Below are 16,491 nucleotides of genomic sequence, written 5' to 3'. Positions count from 1 at the left end.
GAACCATAATCGACGTTAGGAGAATCACTATGCGACTCGTTTTCATGGGAACGCCAGACTTTGCCGTTCCAACCTTACAAGCCCTAGTAGCTCACGGACATGAAGTGGTGGGCGTTTTCACTCAGCCCGATCGTCCGTCCGGACGGGGCAAGGCCCTGAAGCCCAGTCCGGTAAAGGTAGCGGCTCAAGAACTGGGGCTTACGGTTTACCAGCCGCAAAAGGTGAAGAATCGTGAAAGTATACAATGTTTGCAAGAGCTTGCTCCGGAAGCAATCATTGTCGTGGCCTATGGTCAGATATTATCTAAAGAAATTCTAGAATTGCCACCCTCTGGGTGTATCAATGTTCATGCCTCTCTCTTGCCGGATTGGCGTGGAGCAGCCCCGATTCATTGGGCTATCTTGGCTGGTGATCATCAGACCGGGGTGACAACGATGCAGATGGATGTCGGCTTAGATACGGGAGATATGCTCCTTAAAGTCGAGAGCCCGATTGGGGAAGACACCACCACCGGGGAATTGCATGATGATCTAGCTCACAAGGGAGCTGGACTTCTCATTACAACCTTGGAGCAACTTCAAAAGGGTGAGCTAAAGGGCATTCCGCAAAGCGGGCCGACTCGCTATGCTTCCTTACTTACTCGTGAACATGAGAAAATTGATTGGACACGCAGCGCCCAAGAGATTCACAATCAAATTCGTGGGCTACATCCTTGGCCGGGTGCCTATACGACCTTTCGCGAAGAAACGGTCAAAGTTCGTACTGCCAAAAAGAGCTCCGAGGAATCGGTCAAGGAGTCTTTCGTGAAGACACCAAAACCGGGCGAAGTAGTGAACTATCGTCAAGAAGGGTTGCTGGTTCAGACGGGGGAAGGCTTAATCTTGGTGACGGAAGTTCAGCCGGCCGGAAAAAAGACCATGCCTGCACGGGACTTTTTCTTAGGTCGTCATGCCCATGTGGGTGAGGGCTTTGGTGAAGGATGGATCAATCATGAATAAGCTAACCGCAAGAGCTTTAGCTGTCCGGATTCTCAAACGGATTGAAGAGGAAAATGCTTATGCTAACCTGCTGTTACAGAAGGCTCTTCATGACCTTGCCGATCCTCGAGATCGCCAACTGACTACCCTTCTGGTCAATGGCAGCTTAAAGAATCGACTGACCTTGGATTATGCTTTAAGGCGGCATTTGCGCAAGCCCTTATCCCAATTGCCTCATGAGGTGCGCTGGATTCTGAGGGTCAGTACCTTTCAAATTCTTTACCTTTCAAGAATCCCTGCCTCAGCGGCCATCAACGAAGGGGTGGAATTAACCAAACGACGCCAAGGGAAATACACCTCTTTAGTCAATAGTGTTTTGCGGAGGGTCTTGGAAAGCGGTTGGGATATGGAATGGCCGAGTAAGGAAAGAGAACCGAGCCGCTATCTTTCACTGCGCTATTCTCATCCCGAGTGGATGGTGAAGCGCTGGTTAAAACGTTATGGCATGGAGGAAACAGAAGCCCTTTGTCAAGCCAATAATGAACCGGCCCCCACATGGATTCGCACGAATACCCTGAAAATCACTCGGGATGAACTAGTAGAGAGGCTGACTAATGAAGGGGTACAGGTGACTTGGGGAGAACGAGTGCCGGAAAGCCTACTCATCGAAGACTTTGGCTCCATTGAGAGGCTCCCTAGTTTTCAAGAAGGACTCTTCACTGTTCAAGATGAGAGTTCTCAACTGATTGCTCATGTCTTGAATCCGCAAAGGGGTCAAAGGGTTTTAGATGTTTGTGCGGCGCCTGGAGGGAAGACCACTCACTTAGCCCAAAGGATGGAGAATGAAGGCGAGATTCAAGCCTTTGATCTCCACCCCCATAAAGTAAAGATCATTGAAGAGCTGGCCCAGCGTTTGGGAATCACGATCATTCATGCTCAGGCAGGGGATGCGCGAGAACTGCAAGGTATAGGTAATTCAACTTGCCATAAGGTGTTAGTGGATGCCCCGTGCTCCGGGCTCGGTGTGATACGTCGGCGGGCGGATATGCGTTGGCATAAGACAGAAGAAGAAATCAAGTCCTTGCCTGAGCTTCAGTTGGCCTTATTGGAACGGGCCGCTCAATGCGTAGCTTTGGGTGGAGAATTGGTTTATTCGACCTGTACCATAGAACCTGAAGAGAATTTCGAAGTCATTAAAGCTTTTCGAGCCCAACATCCGGAGTTTGCGACTGTGGATCTGGTGGAGGGGCTCCCCTATTCTTTAGACTCTGAACAGGATCGGAAGCAAGCGACGAAGGGTTTTTTGCAGATTTTACCTCATAAACACGGTATGGATGGATTTTTCCTGGCTAAATTTCGCCGGGTTGAAGTTTAGGTGGAAAGATTTGGGTGAATACTATGATGAGAACGGATTGCCGAGATTTAAATCAAGAGGAGTTAATCCGGCTCTGTAGTGAGTTAGGACTACCGAGTTTTCGTGGTCGTCAGGTGTTTCAATGGGTCCAACAGAAAGCTATTCAGGGCTGGGACGAAATGAAAAACATCAGCGTACTCGATCAGAAGAAGTTGCAAACAGGGCTAACTCTACAACCTTTTACGAAAGTCAAAGAACAGGTTTCCCGAGACGGAACTAGGAAGTTTCTTTTCCGTTGCTATGATGGAGAAACCATTGAGTGTGTGCTCATGGACTATGATCGACTTAAAAACCGCGATCGCCATACCGTCTGTGTGTCCACTCAGATTGGCTGCGCAGTAGGCTGTAGTTTTTGTGCTACTGGGTTGGGAGGCTTGCGGAGAAACTTAAGCCCGGGAGAGATTGTGGGTCAGGTTTTGGATATCACCCATATCATGCGTCAAGAAGATCCGGACTTTCAGGTTACCAATATCGTCTTCATGGGAATGGGAGAGCCTTTATTGAACTATGACCCCGTCCTTAAAGCGCTTCATTTACTGAATCACCCGTCGGGCCAAGGCATTGGCATGCGCCGTATGACGATTTCCACGAGTGGGGTGGCTGCGAAAATTCGCAGACTCGCCAGAGATAATCCTCAAGTAGGGTTGGCAGTTTCTTTACATAGTGCCAATAACACGTCCCGTAATCAACTCATTCCGATGAATCGACGTTATCCCTTGGAAGAATTGATGGCAGCTTGTCAGGAATATACGGAATTGACAAACCGCCGGATTACTTTCGAGATTGCTTTAATCTCCGGACAAGCGACTCGGGAAGCCGCCGAAGAAGTAGGACAGCTCTTAAAGGGGCAGTTGTCCCATGTGAATTTGATACCAGTCAATCCTGTCGTAGAGACTGGCATGGCTCGTCCTACGGCACGGGAAATTCAAGAGTTTGCCCAGGTTTTAGAGGCTATGGGAATACCTGTATCTGTTCGTGAAGAGAAGGGAACAGATATCGATGCAGCCTGCGGTCAGTTGAGACGGCAAGTGGAGGGTGAGCAAATATGAATCTAATCGCCCGCTTTGAAGAAGTAGCAGAAAACTTATTTACGGGCATGTTTAAAAAAAATAATAACGCAAAGCTACAACCGGTGGAGCTGGCCAAAGAACTGGTCCGGACAATGCACAAAAACAAGCAGGTAAGCATTTCCCAAGTCTATGTTCCCAATGTGTATCGGGTTTTTCTCCATTCCAGTGATTGGAGCCCCTTCGCCAGCTTCGGAGATGCCTTTCTAGTTGAACTCTCTAAATATCTCCATGCGGAAGGGAAGAAGAGCAGTTTTACCTTTCTGAGTAAACCCTCTATTGAGCTCCATTGCGATGACACAGTAAAGCCTCATGAGATGTTCATTGAAGTGGATTTTGATGATTCCATCGAGGTGCTTTGGGATGAGGATGATGAGTATGAGGAAGAGGGTCAGGAAGTCAATGCCGATGTAGAGTGGCGGGATCACACTAATATTTTTCAGGATGAATTGCCTTCTCATCTGCTAAATTCTCAAATGCAGAGCAGGAAAACCGCCTATGGTCTCGAAATTATTAAAGGACCCGATTCTGGAAAAATTTTCCCCTTAGAAGGAGACGACTACCATGTCGGTCGCCATGCTCAGTGTGAAATTGTCTTACAAGATCCTGAAGTGTCACGAAGGCATCTTAAGCTCAGCCGTGTGGGCGAAGACTGGCTGCTTGATGATTTGGGTAGTACCAATGGAACATGGCTAAATGGTCAAAGGATAGCTAAGCAAAAGATTGCCTTAGGAGATCATATTGAACTGGGGCAAACGGTCTTTGTTTTAAATCATCAGGGATTGTCTAGCGGCTATTAGGAAGGTTCGGATTGGTCAATATAACGCGGAGGTTTCTCTATGCAAGGGATTTTAGTACTGGGAAGGATACTGTTTATTGTCTTGATTTATCTCTTCCTCTTTCGGATACTCACAGCCTTATTAGCAGATTTGCAACTTAAGGGATTGATTCGCAGGGAAGATAAGGATTTTGGGCGTCTAGAAGTGCTCACGGGAGGAGAACTTTTACCCAAAGGTCGGGTTTTTCGGGTAGACCCCAAAGGCCTAAAAATGGGCCGTGGAAAAAACAATGATGTGGTCTTGGCAGATCACTTCGCATCCCAGGATCATGCCTTAGTACGTCATCTGAAAGGCGTAACTACCCTAGAAGATTTAGGTAGCACCAATGGAACATGGGTGAATGGTGAACGAGTTCATTCCTCGGTTCAGTTGGTTGCTGGAGATTATGTGAAAATTGGAAGTATTACTTTCCAATATTCGAGGTGGCAAAATGAGAGTTCTAAGCTTTAGTGAAATGGGCTGTGTGCGCAAAAATAATGAGGATGCCTACCTTGCGCTCCCAGAATATCAGGTCTATGCAGTAGCGGATGGGATGGGTGGACATCTAGCAGGCGAAGTGGCGGCACAGACGGCGATTGAAGAATTAATCAAAAGTGCTCCCGACTTAAGCGCTACCGGCAATGAGGAGTTGGAGAGTGAAGTCAAGGAAATCTTGGTCCGGGCGAATCGAGAAGTATTTATGAGCTCGAATCGTAACCCTGCTACCGAAGGAATGGGCACCACCATGACGGCCGTAGTTTTTCGGGAGAATAAGGTGGTACTTGCCCATGTTGGGGATAGCAGAGCTTATGTATGGCGAAATAATCAACTGATGCAACTGACCAACGATCATTCTTTAGTCAATGAGCTTGTACGTTTAGGTCAGATAACTCTCGAAGAGGCGGACAATCATCCGAAGCGCCATATGTTAGTTCGAGCCGTGGGTGCAGGGTGGGATATTGAGGTTGACGTCCAGCGCTTGGATTTCCAGGCAGGGGATGTATTCTTCCTTTGTACTGATGGTGTCTCGAATGTGTTGAGTGATGGAGAGATAGCGGAGGAGTTCTTACAGGATTGTTCGTGGGAAGAGCATCTTGAACATATGCAAAAGCTAATTATTGAGCGAGGTGCACCCGATAATTTTACAGCCTTATGCTGTATTGCGGAGTGACAGAATGAAAAGGGTTTGGATTTTACGTTTAATAACTCTGAGCGTTCTTTGGGTAGGACTTGGAGTCCTGACCTTAGACGGCAAAACCAATGAACAAATCCTCTGGCAGGCGGGGGTCTTTTCCCTGCTGCTTTTGATCGGAGCTACGGTAGAAAAGCTTGTGGCCTATCGAGGGGACCAGTATTTACTGCCGACCGTACAACTTATTCTCGTGATTGGACTTGTTGTTTTAACACGAATACGCCCTGCCGCTGCCCTCAAGCAATTCTGGTGGGCTTGTCTGGGTTTGTTTGTGTTTTATTTGATTCTTTATGCTCTTCGAGATTATCGTGCGCTAGGGCACTATCGTTATCTTGCAGGGCTAGGGGCAGTGGTGCTGTTGTTCATCACCTTGCTTTTCGGAGTTGCCCAAGGCGGTGCAACCAGCTGGCTTAAGTTTGGTAATCTGAACTTCGAATCGGAAGAGTTAGTTAAAGTGGCTATGCTCATTTTCTTGGCCTCTTACTTAAGTGAATATGAGGAAATACTTAGAATCGGGACAGTGCAGATCGGCCGATTTTCTCTGCCTGATTGGCGTACCTTGGGACCTTTTTTAGCTATGGGAGGATTTTCTCTGCTTCTGCTGGCTGCCCAAAAAAGCCTAGGAACTGCCCTAGTTTTCTTCTCCTTATATGTCTTGGTTCTTTATGTGGTCACAGAACGCTGGATCTATCTTGGTGTTGCGATACCTGTCTTCCTCTGTACGGGGACTTTAGGATACTTTCTTTTCGGCCATGTCCAAGTGCGAATTGCTACCTGGATTAATCCTTGGCTGGATGCCAGCGGGGGAGGGTATCAGATTGCCCAATCCCTCTTCGCCATTGGTGGTGGTAAAATCATCGGCACAGGCCTTGGCAACGGTATCGGAGCTTCTCAGGTGCCTGCTGCCAGTACGGACTTCATCTTCGCCATTATTGCTGAAGAACTTGGATTTGCCGGAGCTATGGCAGTGTTGATGCTGTTTCTGATTGTGGTCTTGCGAGCTTTTCATATCAGTATGAAGGCGACGGATCGCTTCGGGCAGATTTTAGCGGCAGGTATTGGGATACTGGTGGGGACAGAGGCCATTATAATTCTAGCGGGAGTGACCAAACTACTTCCTTTGACAGGGATACCCCTGCCTTGGGTTAGCTATGGCGGCAGCTCCTTGCTCATTCACTTTTTGCTTTTAGGTATTTTAGCTAATATTTCTCATGCCGAAGCTGCCGGACCCATGCATAGCAAGCACAAGGGAAGGGAGTATGCAGCATGAAGAAAGGGCTAAGAAATGTTGCGATTGGCTTCTCCTTAAGCATTATCTGCTTGAGCTTGGGTCTTGTTTACTGGCAAGTGGTTCGTTCTACTGACTTGATAGAGAATCCCGCGAATCGCCGACTTATTCTTCTCGAGCAACGGGTCGTTAGGGGAGGAATTTTCGACAGAAACGGCGAAGTATTGGCACAAACCGACCTGAATGAAGAAAAGAAAACGCGAGTTTACCCTAAAGGGGAGGCCATAGAGCCTCTGATGGGTTATGCTACCCTTCTCCATGGTTCTTCAGGCTTGGAGGCCTACCTTGGGGATTGGCTTTTGGGTATTAAAGATGCCACGCCTACCCAGGCCTTGGAACAGGTTTTTCAGCTACCACGTCGTGGTAATGATGTAGTCCTTACCATAGATTATCGTCTTCAAAAAGTTGCGTATGAAGGTCTAAAAGGAAAGATCGGATCGGCAGTTGCTTTGGACCCGCGCAGTGGGGAGGTTTTGGCTTTAGTCAGTCAACCCAGTTTTGAGGGGAGCAGCATCGATGAGAACTGGGAGAAAATCAGTCAAAAGCCAGGGAGCCCCTTTTTGAATCATGCCTTTGCTCTCTATACCCCAGGATCTACTTTGAAGATTATGACTTCGGGGGCACTACTGCGTGCAGGGCTGAACACCGGTGATCTCTACAATTGTACGGGTACAGCGGTGATCAATGGACAAGTTATCCGTGAACAAAATGATAAGGCACATGGTTGGGTGAATTTTAATCTTGCCTTAGCGGAGTCCTGTAATACCTATTTTGCGACTTTCGGAGTAAAGGCCGGAGATAAGCAATTTCTACAAACTGCTAAAGCCTTCGGGTTTGGCGAAGAGATTCCTTTTGAACTACCGGTGAAGTCCAGTACCTTGACCAACGAAGCGGCTGTCCCCCGCCGCTTAGACGATAATCTACTGGCAGCCAGTGCTTTTGGTCAAGGAGAAGTTTTAGTTTCACCTTTTCATATGGCCTTGATTACGGCGGGGGTAGCCAATCAAGGTGTAATAATGCAGCCATATATTGTAGAGCAGGTCAGGGATGAGAACCAAAATGTACTCTATCATAAGAATCCGGAGCCTTGGTTAACCGCTCTGTCCGCAGATCAAGCAGCAAGAATAAAGAGTGCCATGGTCACGGCAGTTAATGATGGGACAGCTTCCCCAGGTAGAATCGCTGCGTTTCAGGTAGCGGCCAAGACAGGTTCCGCGGAACCGGGAGGGAACGTCCCAACCCATGCTTGGTATATTGCTTTTGCGCCAGCAGATAATCCCCAAATTGCGGTAGCAGTTCTTGTGGAAAATGGGGGTACGGGGGGAGGGGCTTCGGCACCCATCGCCCGGGCCATCATCGAAACCGCATTAAGTCAGAAAGTAGGTGATAACTCGTGAGCAAGATATTTAGCAATCGTTATGAAATAATTGAAAAGATTGGATCCGGAGGCATGGCCATTGTCTATAAGGCCAAGGATCTTTTGTTAAACCGCATCGTCACTATTAAAGTTCTGCGTGAGCAGTTCACCGCGGATGAGGAATTTGTGCGTCGTTTCCGTAGGGAAGCTCAATCGGCGGCCAGTTTATCTCATATGAATATCGTATCGATCTATGATGTCGGCAAGGATGGCGAATCGGAATATATTGTCATGGAGTACGTGGAAGGGCAGAATCTAAAGGAGATTATACGCAGTTATGCCCCCTTATCTACAGAACAAACCTTAGACCTCGGAATTCAGATTGCGGAAGCCATTCACCATGCCCACGAACATCATATTATTCATCGCGATATCAAGCCTCATAACATACTCGTCACCGATGATGGACGGATTAAAGTAACAGATTTTGGGATTGCTCGGGCAGTTTCCGCCGCGACTATGACTCATTCGGGAGATATCGTCGGATCCGTGCATTACTTATCCCCTGAACAGGCCAAGGGAGTTCAGACCAATGAGCAATCCGATGTCTATTCCTTGGGAATTATTCTCTATGAGCTTTTGACCGGCAAGGTGCCCTATGATGGTGAGTCACCCATAGCGATTGCCCTCAAACATTTACAGGAACAAGCTGTTCCACCCAGCAAGCTGAACCCAAGAGTTAGCCCAGCCTTTGAGAATCTGGTGATCCGAGCGATTGCCAAATCCCCAGACCAGCGCTATGCAACAGCCAAGGAATTGATGCAGGATCTCCATAAGGTTCAGGCCGGGCTGCCGGTGGATAAAGTCGACTCAGGGGATCAGGACTTAGATAATACCCGAATTCACCGTTCCTTAAGCAATGGTGTCAATTCTGTTTTAGCTTCCGAAGCCGCAGAAAATGATCGAAAGAAGATCCCTCGCAAACCTCGTAAGCGTTGGCCTTGGGTAGCGCTGGGGATTCTTGTTCTGCTTGTAGGAGGATTATGGATCGGCCTCTCCAACTGGTTTAATGTGGACACTACGACGGTCCCACCCTTAGTCGGCAAATCGATTAATGAAGCTGGTTATTTCGTTGAGCGGGCTAATTTATTTTTAGATCCGGAGACACTAGAGGAGAATAGTGATACCGTGGAAAAGGGGAAGATTACCCGTAGCGAGCCTCAAGAGGGAAGTGCTGTGAAAGAAGGGAAATCAATCAAGATTTGGATGAGCTTAGGCCCTCAACAAGTTAAATTCCCTAATTTTAAGACAGGGGATATTACCCATGAAACGGCTGTCAATAATCTGAAAAGCCTCGGCTTTGTTGAAGAAAACATCACCATCCAAACAGATCAGAATTCTGCCTTGCCGACCGGAATTATAGCTGAGCAAGATCCTGCTCCCGGAATCGATTGGCCTAAAAACGGGTACATCACCTTGTTTGTCAGTGCGGGTAAGGGTAGCCAACCGCAACCTTTACCTAGTGTCATCGGCAAATCACCGGCAGAAGCCCAAGCTATCTTAATACAATACGGCTTAGTGGTCACTCCGGCGACTGAAGACTCCACAGAATTTCCACCTGATGTGGTCATGGATACAATACCCAAACCAGGTACCATGGTCAAAAAAGGAGATAGTGTCAAGATCATCATATCCCGGGGACCGGGACCCATAGCTTTCAATCCGGTCATTTTAGCTAGTGTGGCGAATTCTAGGTAAGACAGTACACTTACAGATATAGGTCTCGGAGAAAGGGTTTATTAAACGCATGATTTCAGGAATACTACTCAAGGGCTATAGTGGATTTTATTATGTGTTTGCGGAAGGCCGAGTATGGGAATGTTCCCTGCGCGGTCGCTTTCGTATTCGCAATCAGGAGTTTCTCCCGGGAGATCGAGTGAAGATTCTACCAGGGACAGGAATAAAAGCGACCATCGAAGAGGTGGAACCACGACGGAATTCTTTGGTCAGGCCGACCATTGCCAATGTGGATCAGGCCTTTCTCGTTTTTGCTTATGTATCGCCTGAGCCCGATTTGAACTTATTGGACCGGCTCATCATTCAAGTTACCGACGCCCAGATAAAGCCCGTGATTATTATGAACAAATTAGACTTAGCAAGCACTCAAGCAGATCCCTCGGGAAAGACCATCGCTGCAGATGGGATGGACTTCTACCGAGAGCTAGGCTATGATCTGATCAAGGTTTCCACGAAAACGAGAGAAGGGCTTGTGGAATTACAGGAACAGATCAATGGGAAAGTGACTGTTTTGGCCGGACCCTCCGGAGTAGGAAAGTCCAGCCTTCTTAATGCTTTATCCCCCGATTTAGAGTTAAAAACAGGGGATGTCAGTCAGAAACTCAAACGGGGCCGCCACACCACCCGCCATGTGGAGCTCATGGTGTGTGGTGAAGGATTGCTGGCAGATACCCCGGGTTTCTCTTCTCTCTATCTTCCCGAGATGAAACGAGAAGAGCTTACGGATTATTTTGTTGAATTTCGGGGGGCAGTAGGGAAATGTCGCTTTGCTAATTGTATGCATCATAAGGAGCCGGATTGTGCGGTGAAAGCCGCAGTGGCTTCTGGGATGATTCATCCCTCCCGCTACGAGCATTATGGTCAGTTTCTAGAGGAAGTTATTGCAGCTGAGAGGAGATATTAACGATGATTAAGATAGCCCCTTCCATTTTGTCGGCAGATTTTGCTCGCCTAGGTGATCAAGTGGCCCTTGTGGAAAAAGCAGGTGCAGATATTTTGCATATTGATGTGATGGATGGACATTTCGTTCCTAATATTACCATTGGCCCGCTTGTCGTCAAGGCTTTGCGCCCCCATTCGAAACTTCGTTTTGATGTCCACTTAATGATTGAACATCCCGAACGCTATATTGATGAATTTGCCAAAGCCGGAGCAGACCATATTACTGTCCATTTAGAAGCGACGCCTCATCTTCATCGGACTATTCAGCAGATCAAGGGTTTAGGTCTTACGGCAGGGGTATCTCTCAATCCGGCAACCCCCTTAGATGGGATCAAATATATTCTGGATGAATTAGATATGGTGTTGATCATGAGCGTCAATCCTGGCTTTGGTGGTCAGAAATTTATCCCGGCTGTGCTTCCTAAGATAGAAGTATTGCATCGCCACTTGGATCAGATGCAATCCTCCTGCGAAATAGAGGTTGACGGTGGAATTAATCCTGAAATTGCTCCGGTAGTTGCCAAGGCCGGTGCCACGATTCTTGTGGCTGGGGCAGCAGTCTTTGCATGCCCGGATCCCGCTCAAGCTATCCAAGAGCTGCGAGCTGCCTGTAATAAGCATCTGGGTGGTCTCAAATGAACATAGCCGTGGTTGCCAACGGAGAGTGGAATCAGGAATGGGGTAAGCGGGAGTTGTCGACCTATGAGCGATTAATCGCGGCTGATGGTGGCGCTAATCGGATCATCGAGTCGGGGTATCTGCCGGATGCGCTAGTGGGTGACCTTGACTCCATCAAAGAAGAGAACCTGGAAATCTGTCGTCAGCAAGGTATCCGTATTCTAAGCTATCCCTGCGAAAAGGACGAAACAGATTTGGAGTTGGCTTTAGACTATGCGGCTAAAGTCAGCGAAGAAGAGGCAAACGGAGACAGTGACGCTGGCAGAATCAAAGAGATTTTTCTGCTGGGAGCTACAGGAGGAAGAATCGATCATCTATTAGGTAACCTCTCGATCATGTTCGGTTTTTTAAAACGAGGGTTTCAGATTCGCATGAAAGATCCTCATCAAGAGCTCTGGCTCTTGGCGGGGCAAAAGAAGCTCACAGGACTAAAAGGCCAAAAACTATCCATCGTTCCGGTGACGGAAAAGGCAATTGTGAGAACTGAGGGCCTCTATTATCCTCTTCATCAAGAAGTTTTACATCAAGATTCCCCGCGGGGAATCAGCAATGCTTTTTTGGGGGATGAGGCACTAATCGAAGTCTCGTCAGGCACGGTAGCCGTCGTGACCTTACACTCCAATTTTGCGTCTTGACAGGCTAATGATAAAAATAGATTGAGGTTGGATAAAACTATGAGCAATAAATATGCCGATGAATTATGGCTAGGTACATTGGGTAAGGGTGAAGTTCGTTGGGTGGCGATAGGAATGACGAACACGGTGGAAGAGGCGGCCAATCGTCATCAGACGACGCCGGTGGCCACAGCAGCCTTAGGACGACTCATGGGAGCCTCCCTGCTGCTAGCGAGCTCTATGAAGGCGGAAGAAGCCATTACATTACGCTTGCTTGGGGATGGACCCTTAGGGGGTGTTGTCGCCGTTGGCAACGCCCGTGGCGAGGTGCGCGGGTATGTTCATGAGCCCCAGGTCAACCTTCCCTTGAATGAGAAAGGGAAACTGGATGTCGCCGGTGCGGTTGGAGCCGGAGAATTTTGTGTGAGTCGTAGCCTTAGCAATGGCGAGAGCTATACAGGCATGGTTCCCATCGTTAGCGGAGAAATTGCCGATGATTTGGTTCATTATCTCCATACCTCTGAACAGGTCCGCTCTGCTGCTCTATTGGGTGTCCTTGTCGAGAGGGATTTACATGTGGCCGGAGCGGCAGGGATGTTGTTCCAGTTGTTGCCCGGTGCCTCCGAAGAAAGCATTCAGATGCTGGAAAACCGTTTGTCCCAGATTCAGGGGATTAGTCCAATCGCTGTGGACAGTGACAGCATGGAGGATTTGGTACGCAATATCATGGGGGACATGGAATACCGGGTCTTGGAGAAGCGTCCGGTGGGCTTCTGCTGTACCTGCTCGAAAGAGCGAGTGAGCGAGACCTTGATTAGTGTAGGTAAAGAAGGTTTTAAGGACCTGCTCGAGGATCAGCATGCTGAATTAATCTGTCATTTTTGCAATGAGCATTACAACTTTGATGAGGCTGATTTGCGTGAGCTTTATCAGCAAGCAAAATAATCCGGGAAAATCGGCGTAGAAAAGCAATGTCCGTGGTTGCGATAAAACAGAAGAAAGAGCCCGAGTTGCCTCGGGCTCTAAAATTAGAAAACTAAAGCTGGTATCAACTTAAGTTAATACCAGCCAAGCTTACACTCTATGTTAGGAGTTGTTTGTAATTATATTGCACGTTGAACTTTGCCGGACCGTAAGCATCGAGTGCAAACATTAATCCGAGTTGAAGTGCCGTTGATGAGGGCGTGAACCCTTTGCAGGTTAGGTTTCCAAGTCCGCTTTGTCCGGATATGGGAGTGGCTGACCTGAATACCTGTAGCAACCCCTTTTGCGCAAATAGCACATACATTAGCCATGCTCTTACCTCCTTTACACCGGAAATGATACTTATGTATTCTATCAGATGTACAGGATATTAGCAAGGTTTTTCCTGAGCTTTTTCACTAAAGGTTGTTTTTTACCTTGACTGGAGAGTTTTATTGATATTAATTAGACTTTTTAATAATTTTCTTTGAACATTTCGTGAATACTTGGTAAAATAGTGACGATGTGGACACAGCCGAAAAGGAGGTCCTTGAATATGGGTCAAGAGATTAATAATAATTTGGGGAAAATCGATATTTCAGAAGAGGTTATCGCAACCATCGCCGGTGCAGCTGCCGTTGAATGTTACGGTCTAGTGGGAATGGCCTCCCGGAAATCTACCGATAAGTTTTCCGAGCTTCTTGGTCGAGAAAATCTTGCCCGTGGAGTTGTTGTATCTATCGACGATCAGGAGGTCGTCATTGACTTGTATATTATAGTTGGTTATGGCGTCAAGATTTCCGAGGTAGCTACGAATGTCATGGAACGCGTTCGCTATACCACCGAAAATCTAACCGGCCTGAAGGTTGCGCAAGTCAATGTCAACGTCCAGGGAGTTCGCGTCCTGGAATGACCTAGGTTCTGATAGAGTAGGGGGATTATTTTGAAATCAGATGGAGATACAGTCAATATGATTACTGGATTGCAGTGGAAACAGATGATGCGATTCGGTGCCAGGGCGTTGGAACGCAAGAAGCATGATGTGGATGCGTTGAATGTCTTCCCTGTACCCGATGGTGACACTGGAACAAATATGAACTTCACGATTCAATCTGCTGTCAAGGATGCGGAGAAGACTTCGGGAGCATCGGTTGCTGAAGTCGCTACCGCAGTCTCTATGGGATCTTTGATGGGTGCCCGTGGAAACTCAGGGGTGATTTTATCTCAGCTTTTGCGGGGTATAGCTAAAGGCCTGGAAGGCCATAAGGAAGCAAATGGTCTGCAGGTTGCCCAGGCCTTACAGGTAGGAGTAGATACTGCCTATAAAGCAGTGATGAAGCCTGTGGAAGGGACCATTCTAACCGTAGCTCGTGAAGTGGCTAAGGGTGCTCAAAATAGTGCCAAACACGGTGCCCCTCCTTTGCAGATATTAAAGGACGCCTATGTTCGGGGACAGCTGACTCTTGAAAAAACTCCTGATATGCTTCCCGTCTTGAAACAGGCTGGGGTTGTCGATGCCGGGGGACAAGGATTTCTAATCATCTTAAGCGGTTGGATTGCAGCTTTAGAAGGTCAAGAATTTGAAGAAGAGGTCGTTCTTGCTACCCCACAGGCTGAATCGCAAATGATACGAGGAATTACCGCTATTGAAGACTTGGAGTTCCCTTATTGTACGGAGTTTTTGGTCAAAGGTCAGAATCTGCGCGTGGAAAAAATCCGAGAGGATTTAGCGGCAAGTGGCGATTCACTCTTGGTTGTCGGAACTGAAGAAGTCGTCAAAATCCATGTCCATGTCAAGAACCCAGGCAATATTTTGGATTATGCTATCCAATGGGGATCGCTTCATCAAGTAGCTATCCATAATATGCTGGAGCAAAATGAAGCTATGGCTCATGCACAGAAGCATGAGGAGCTGGATGAGAGTTCCTTGCAGGAGACCCCCTCAGAGGAGAAAGAGCATGGTATTGTTGCCGTAGCCATGGGGGAAGGAATTGCCGATGTCTTTAGAAGTCTGGGCGTGGATGAGGTTATCTTTGGTGGGCAAACCATGAATCCTAGCACAGAGAATATCGTCGAGGCTGTACGCAAGGTACAGGCCAAGAACGTTTATATTCTTCCTAATAACGGAAATATCGTGATGGCCGCTCGTCAAGTTAAAGAACTTGTGACCGACCGCAATGTGTATATTATCCCAACTAAATCAATTCCCCAAGGCATTTCGGCCTTAGTGAATTATAATCCTCAAGGTGATGCAGCTGAAAATGCCAAAAATATGGAGGATGGGCTATCCCTGATCAAATCAGGAGAAGTCACCTACGCAGTTCGTGATTCCCAATTTGGGGATTTGGAAATCAGTGAAGGTGATATCTTGGGACTGATTGAGGATGTCATTCAAGTCACAGGAAAAGACCGTCTGCAGGTTGCTAAAGAAACCCTTGATACCATGAAGTGGAAGGATCATGATTTGGTGACGATTTTCTACGGAGAGGATGTTTCCGAAGAGCAAGCGGAAGAACTGAGGACTTGGATTGCCGCAGAGGCTCCCCATATCGAGTTAGAGCTGTACCCCGGTTACCAACCCCTATATTATTATATTTTTGGGGTAGAATAATAAGCGATAATGAATGACAAGAAATACCCTCCGGAGCGATCCGGAGGGGTTTTTATAGGTTAGTTGAGCGGAGTATTCGGAAGAATAAGGAGAGAAGGTTATGGGACGGAGTACCGTTTTTGATTTGATTGGCCCGATCATGGTGGGGCCTTCCAGTTCACATACTGCAGGGGCAGTGCGCTTAGGTGCTATGGCCAGAAAGATATATGGAGGTCAACCCCAGGAAGCGGTGTTGACGCTGCATGGCTCCTTTGCGGAGACAGGTAAAGGCCACGGTACAAATCTTGCCTTAATAGCCGGGCTATTGGGGATGCGTACAGACGACGAGAGGATTCCGCAGGCTCAAGACATTGCTGATGAGCAAGGCCTATCCATTCGCTTTAGGACAGAAGATTTAGGGGATGTTCACCCGAACACGGTGAAAATCAGTCTGAAGGCTGGGGAGGGGCATGAGGTTGTCGTCATGGGCTCTTCCATCGGCGGCGGGCGAATTAAGATTCAAGGCATTAATGAGTTTAAGGTTGAAATCATGGGAGATTATCATACCTTAGTCGTTCTGCAAAATGATCTGCCGGGAGTGGTAGCCCAAGTCACCTCCTTAATTGCCACGACTCAAATCAATATCGCCCAAATGAGAGTTTCCAGAGAGAAAAAAGGGGCTCATGCCTTGATGATCATCGAGACCGATCAGGCTATCGACCCAGCTGCATTAGCTTTGATCAATAAGCTTCCAGCAGTAAACGAGGCCATGGCTATAGAACCTTTAGAATAAG

At 47.6% G+C, this 16,491-nt stretch carries 17 protein-coding genes; 16 read left to right on the top strand and 1 reads right to left on the bottom strand.

Going from position 1 to position 16,491, the window contains the following annotated elements; all coding sequences use genetic code 11:
• Positions 1–29 precede the first annotated feature (29 nt).
• The 13 genes from fmt to hslO are packed head-to-tail and all read left to right on the top strand — an operon-like array spanning position 30 to position 13,089.
• Entirely contained in the window at positions 30–998 is a 969-nt protein-coding gene (fmt, locus tag DESDI_RS13225; protein WP_015263119.1) for a methionyl-tRNA formyltransferase, read from the top strand.
• Positions 991–2,352 (top strand): 16S rRNA (cytosine(967)-C(5))-methyltransferase RsmB, encoded by a 1,362-nt coding sequence (rsmB, locus tag DESDI_RS13220; protein WP_015263118.1) that lies wholly within the window; start codon positions 991–993, stop codon positions 2,350–2,352. Before fmt ends, rsmB begins: the two co-directional genes overlap by 8 nt.
• 14 nt (positions 2,353–2,366) lie before the next feature.
• Entirely contained in the window at positions 2,367–3,440 is a 1,074-nt protein-coding gene (gene rlmN, locus DESDI_RS13215) for a dual-specificity RNA methyltransferase RlmN (protein WP_015263117.1), read from the top strand.
• Complete coding sequence (locus DESDI_RS13210) at positions 3,437–4,258, top strand: FhaA domain-containing protein (RefSeq protein ID WP_015263116.1); 822 nt, start codon at positions 3,437–3,439, stop codon at positions 4,256–4,258. The genes rlmN and DESDI_RS13210 overlap by 4 nt, the downstream gene beginning before the upstream one ends.
• A gap of 39 nt (positions 4,259–4,297) precedes the next feature.
• On the top strand, positions 4,298–4,747 hold the full coding sequence (locus tag DESDI_RS13205) for an FHA domain-containing protein (RefSeq protein WP_015263115.1): 450 nt from the start codon (positions 4,298–4,300) through the stop codon (positions 4,745–4,747).
• A complete protein-coding gene (locus tag DESDI_RS13200) occupies positions 4,728–5,447 on the top strand; it encodes a Stp1/IreP family PP2C-type Ser/Thr phosphatase (RefSeq protein WP_015263114.1) in 720 nt (239 codons plus the stop codon). The genes DESDI_RS13205 and DESDI_RS13200 overlap by 20 nt, the downstream gene beginning before the upstream one ends.
• 4 nt (positions 5,448–5,451) lie before the next feature.
• Positions 5,452–6,738 carry an FtsW/RodA/SpoVE family cell cycle protein gene (locus DESDI_RS13195; RefSeq protein WP_015263113.1) on the top strand — a complete coding sequence of 429 codons (1,287 nt, stop codon included), beginning with the start codon at positions 5,452–5,454 and terminating at the stop codon, positions 6,736–6,738.
• Positions 6,735–8,153: a peptidoglycan D,D-transpeptidase FtsI family protein gene (locus DESDI_RS13190; protein WP_015263112.1), complete on the top strand. Its 1,419-nt coding sequence runs from the start codon at positions 6,735–6,737 to the stop codon at positions 8,151–8,153. Before DESDI_RS13195 ends, DESDI_RS13190 begins: the two co-directional genes overlap by 4 nt.
• On the top strand, positions 8,150–9,871 hold the full coding sequence (pknB, locus tag DESDI_RS13185) for a Stk1 family PASTA domain-containing Ser/Thr kinase (protein WP_015263111.1): 1,722 nt from the start codon (positions 8,150–8,152) through the stop codon (positions 9,869–9,871). The genes DESDI_RS13190 and pknB overlap by 4 nt, the downstream gene beginning before the upstream one ends.
• 49 nt (positions 9,872–9,920) lie before the next feature.
• Positions 9,921–10,814 (top strand): ribosome small subunit-dependent GTPase A, encoded by an 894-nt coding sequence (gene rsgA, locus DESDI_RS13180; RefSeq protein WP_015263110.1) that lies wholly within the window; start codon positions 9,921–9,923, stop codon positions 10,812–10,814.
• Between the two features lie 2 nt (positions 10,815–10,816).
• Positions 10,817–11,491 carry a ribulose-phosphate 3-epimerase gene (rpe, locus tag DESDI_RS13175; protein ID WP_015263109.1) on the top strand — a complete coding sequence of 225 codons (675 nt, stop codon included), beginning with the start codon at positions 10,817–10,819 and terminating at the stop codon, positions 11,489–11,491.
• Entirely contained in the window at positions 11,488–12,165 is a 678-nt protein-coding gene (locus tag DESDI_RS13170; RefSeq protein WP_015263108.1) for a thiamine diphosphokinase, read from the top strand. The genes rpe and DESDI_RS13170 overlap by 4 nt, the downstream gene beginning before the upstream one ends.
• A 39-nt stretch (positions 12,166–12,204) precedes the next feature.
• Positions 12,205–13,089 carry an Hsp33 family molecular chaperone HslO gene (hslO, locus tag DESDI_RS13165; protein ID WP_015263107.1) on the top strand — a complete coding sequence of 295 codons (885 nt, stop codon included), beginning with the start codon at positions 12,205–12,207 and terminating at the stop codon, positions 13,087–13,089.
• Positions 13,090–13,247: 158 nt separating this feature from the next.
• Here hslO and rpmB read toward each other — a convergent pair whose 3' ends face one another.
• Positions 13,248–13,439, bottom strand: a complete 192-nt coding sequence (rpmB, locus tag DESDI_RS13160) for a 50S ribosomal protein L28 (RefSeq protein ID WP_015263106.1) — start codon at positions 13,437–13,439, stop codon at positions 13,248–13,250.
• 224 nt (positions 13,440–13,663) lie between these two features.
• Between rpmB and DESDI_RS13155 the strand changes: the two genes are divergently transcribed.
• The 3 genes from DESDI_RS13155 (at position 13,664) to sdaAB (ending at position 16,490) form a co-directional block, all read left to right on the top strand.
• The gene (locus DESDI_RS13155; RefSeq protein WP_015263105.1) at positions 13,664–14,020 is read left to right on the top strand and encodes an Asp23/Gls24 family envelope stress response protein; all 357 of its coding nucleotides are present in this window, start codon (positions 13,664–13,666) and stop codon (positions 14,018–14,020) included.
• Positions 14,021–14,077: 57 nt separating this feature from the next.
• Entirely contained in the window at positions 14,078–15,718 is a 1,641-nt protein-coding gene (locus DESDI_RS13150) for a DAK2 domain-containing protein (RefSeq protein WP_041219961.1), read from the top strand.
• 100 nt (positions 15,719–15,818) lie between these two features.
• Positions 15,819–16,490 carry an L-serine ammonia-lyase, iron-sulfur-dependent subunit beta gene (gene sdaAB / locus DESDI_RS13145; protein ID WP_015263103.1) on the top strand — a complete coding sequence of 224 codons (672 nt, stop codon included), beginning with the start codon at positions 15,819–15,821 and terminating at the stop codon, positions 16,488–16,490.
• The last annotated feature ends 1 nt before the right edge of the window (position 16,491 follow it).

The organism is Desulfitobacterium dichloroeliminans LMG P-21439, from assembly GCF_000243135.2.
Taxonomy (GTDB): domain Bacteria; phylum Bacillota; class Desulfitobacteriia; order Desulfitobacteriales; family Desulfitobacteriaceae; genus Desulfitobacterium; species Desulfitobacterium dichloroeliminans.
The sequence above is the reverse complement of the archived record's forward strand: the minus strand, read 5'-3'. Positions and strand labels throughout refer to the sequence as shown.

Excerpts from the sequence above, each read along its gene's own strand:
- DESDI_RS13155 (WP_015263105.1), top strand. The coding sequence starts at position 13,664 with ATGGGTCAAGAGATTAATAATAATTTGGGGAAAATCGATATTTCAGAA.
- DESDI_RS13190 (WP_015263112.1), top strand. The coding sequence starts at position 6,735 with ATGAAGAAAGGGCTAAGAAATGTTGCGATTGGCTTCTCCTTAAGCATT.
- hslO (WP_015263107.1), top strand. The coding sequence starts at position 12,205 with ATGAGCAATAAATATGCCGATGAATTATGGCTAGGTACATTGGGTAAG.
- DESDI_RS13205 (WP_015263115.1), top strand. The coding sequence starts at position 4,298 with ATGCAAGGGATTTTAGTACTGGGAAGGATACTGTTTATTGTCTTGATT.
- DESDI_RS13195 (WP_015263113.1), top strand. The coding sequence starts at position 5,452 with ATGAAAAGGGTTTGGATTTTACGTTTAATAACTCTGAGCGTTCTTTGG.
- DESDI_RS13150 (WP_041219961.1), top strand. The coding sequence starts at position 14,078 with ATGATTACTGGATTGCAGTGGAAACAGATGATGCGATTCGGTGCCAGG.
- DESDI_RS13210 (WP_015263116.1), top strand. The coding sequence starts at position 3,437 with ATGAATCTAATCGCCCGCTTTGAAGAAGTAGCAGAAAACTTATTTACG.
- DESDI_RS13200 (WP_015263114.1), top strand. The coding sequence starts at position 4,728 with ATGAGAGTTCTAAGCTTTAGTGAAATGGGCTGTGTGCGCAAAAATAAT.
- rsmB (WP_015263118.1), top strand. The coding sequence starts at position 991 with ATGAATAAGCTAACCGCAAGAGCTTTAGCTGTCCGGATTCTCAAACGG.
- fmt (WP_015263119.1), top strand. The coding sequence starts at position 30 with ATGCGACTCGTTTTCATGGGAACGCCAGACTTTGCCGTTCCAACCTTA.
- rsgA (WP_015263110.1), top strand. The coding sequence starts at position 9,921 with ATGATTTCAGGAATACTACTCAAGGGCTATAGTGGATTTTATTATGTG.
- DESDI_RS13170 (WP_015263108.1), top strand. The coding sequence starts at position 11,488 with ATGAACATAGCCGTGGTTGCCAACGGAGAGTGGAATCAGGAATGGGGT.
- rpmB (WP_015263106.1), bottom strand. The coding sequence starts at position 13,439 with ATGGCTAATGTATGTGCTATTTGCGCAAAAGGGGTTGCTACAGGTATT.
- sdaAB (WP_015263103.1), top strand. The coding sequence starts at position 15,819 with ATGGGACGGAGTACCGTTTTTGATTTGATTGGCCCGATCATGGTGGGG.
- rpe (WP_015263109.1), top strand. The coding sequence starts at position 10,817 with ATGATTAAGATAGCCCCTTCCATTTTGTCGGCAGATTTTGCTCGCCTA.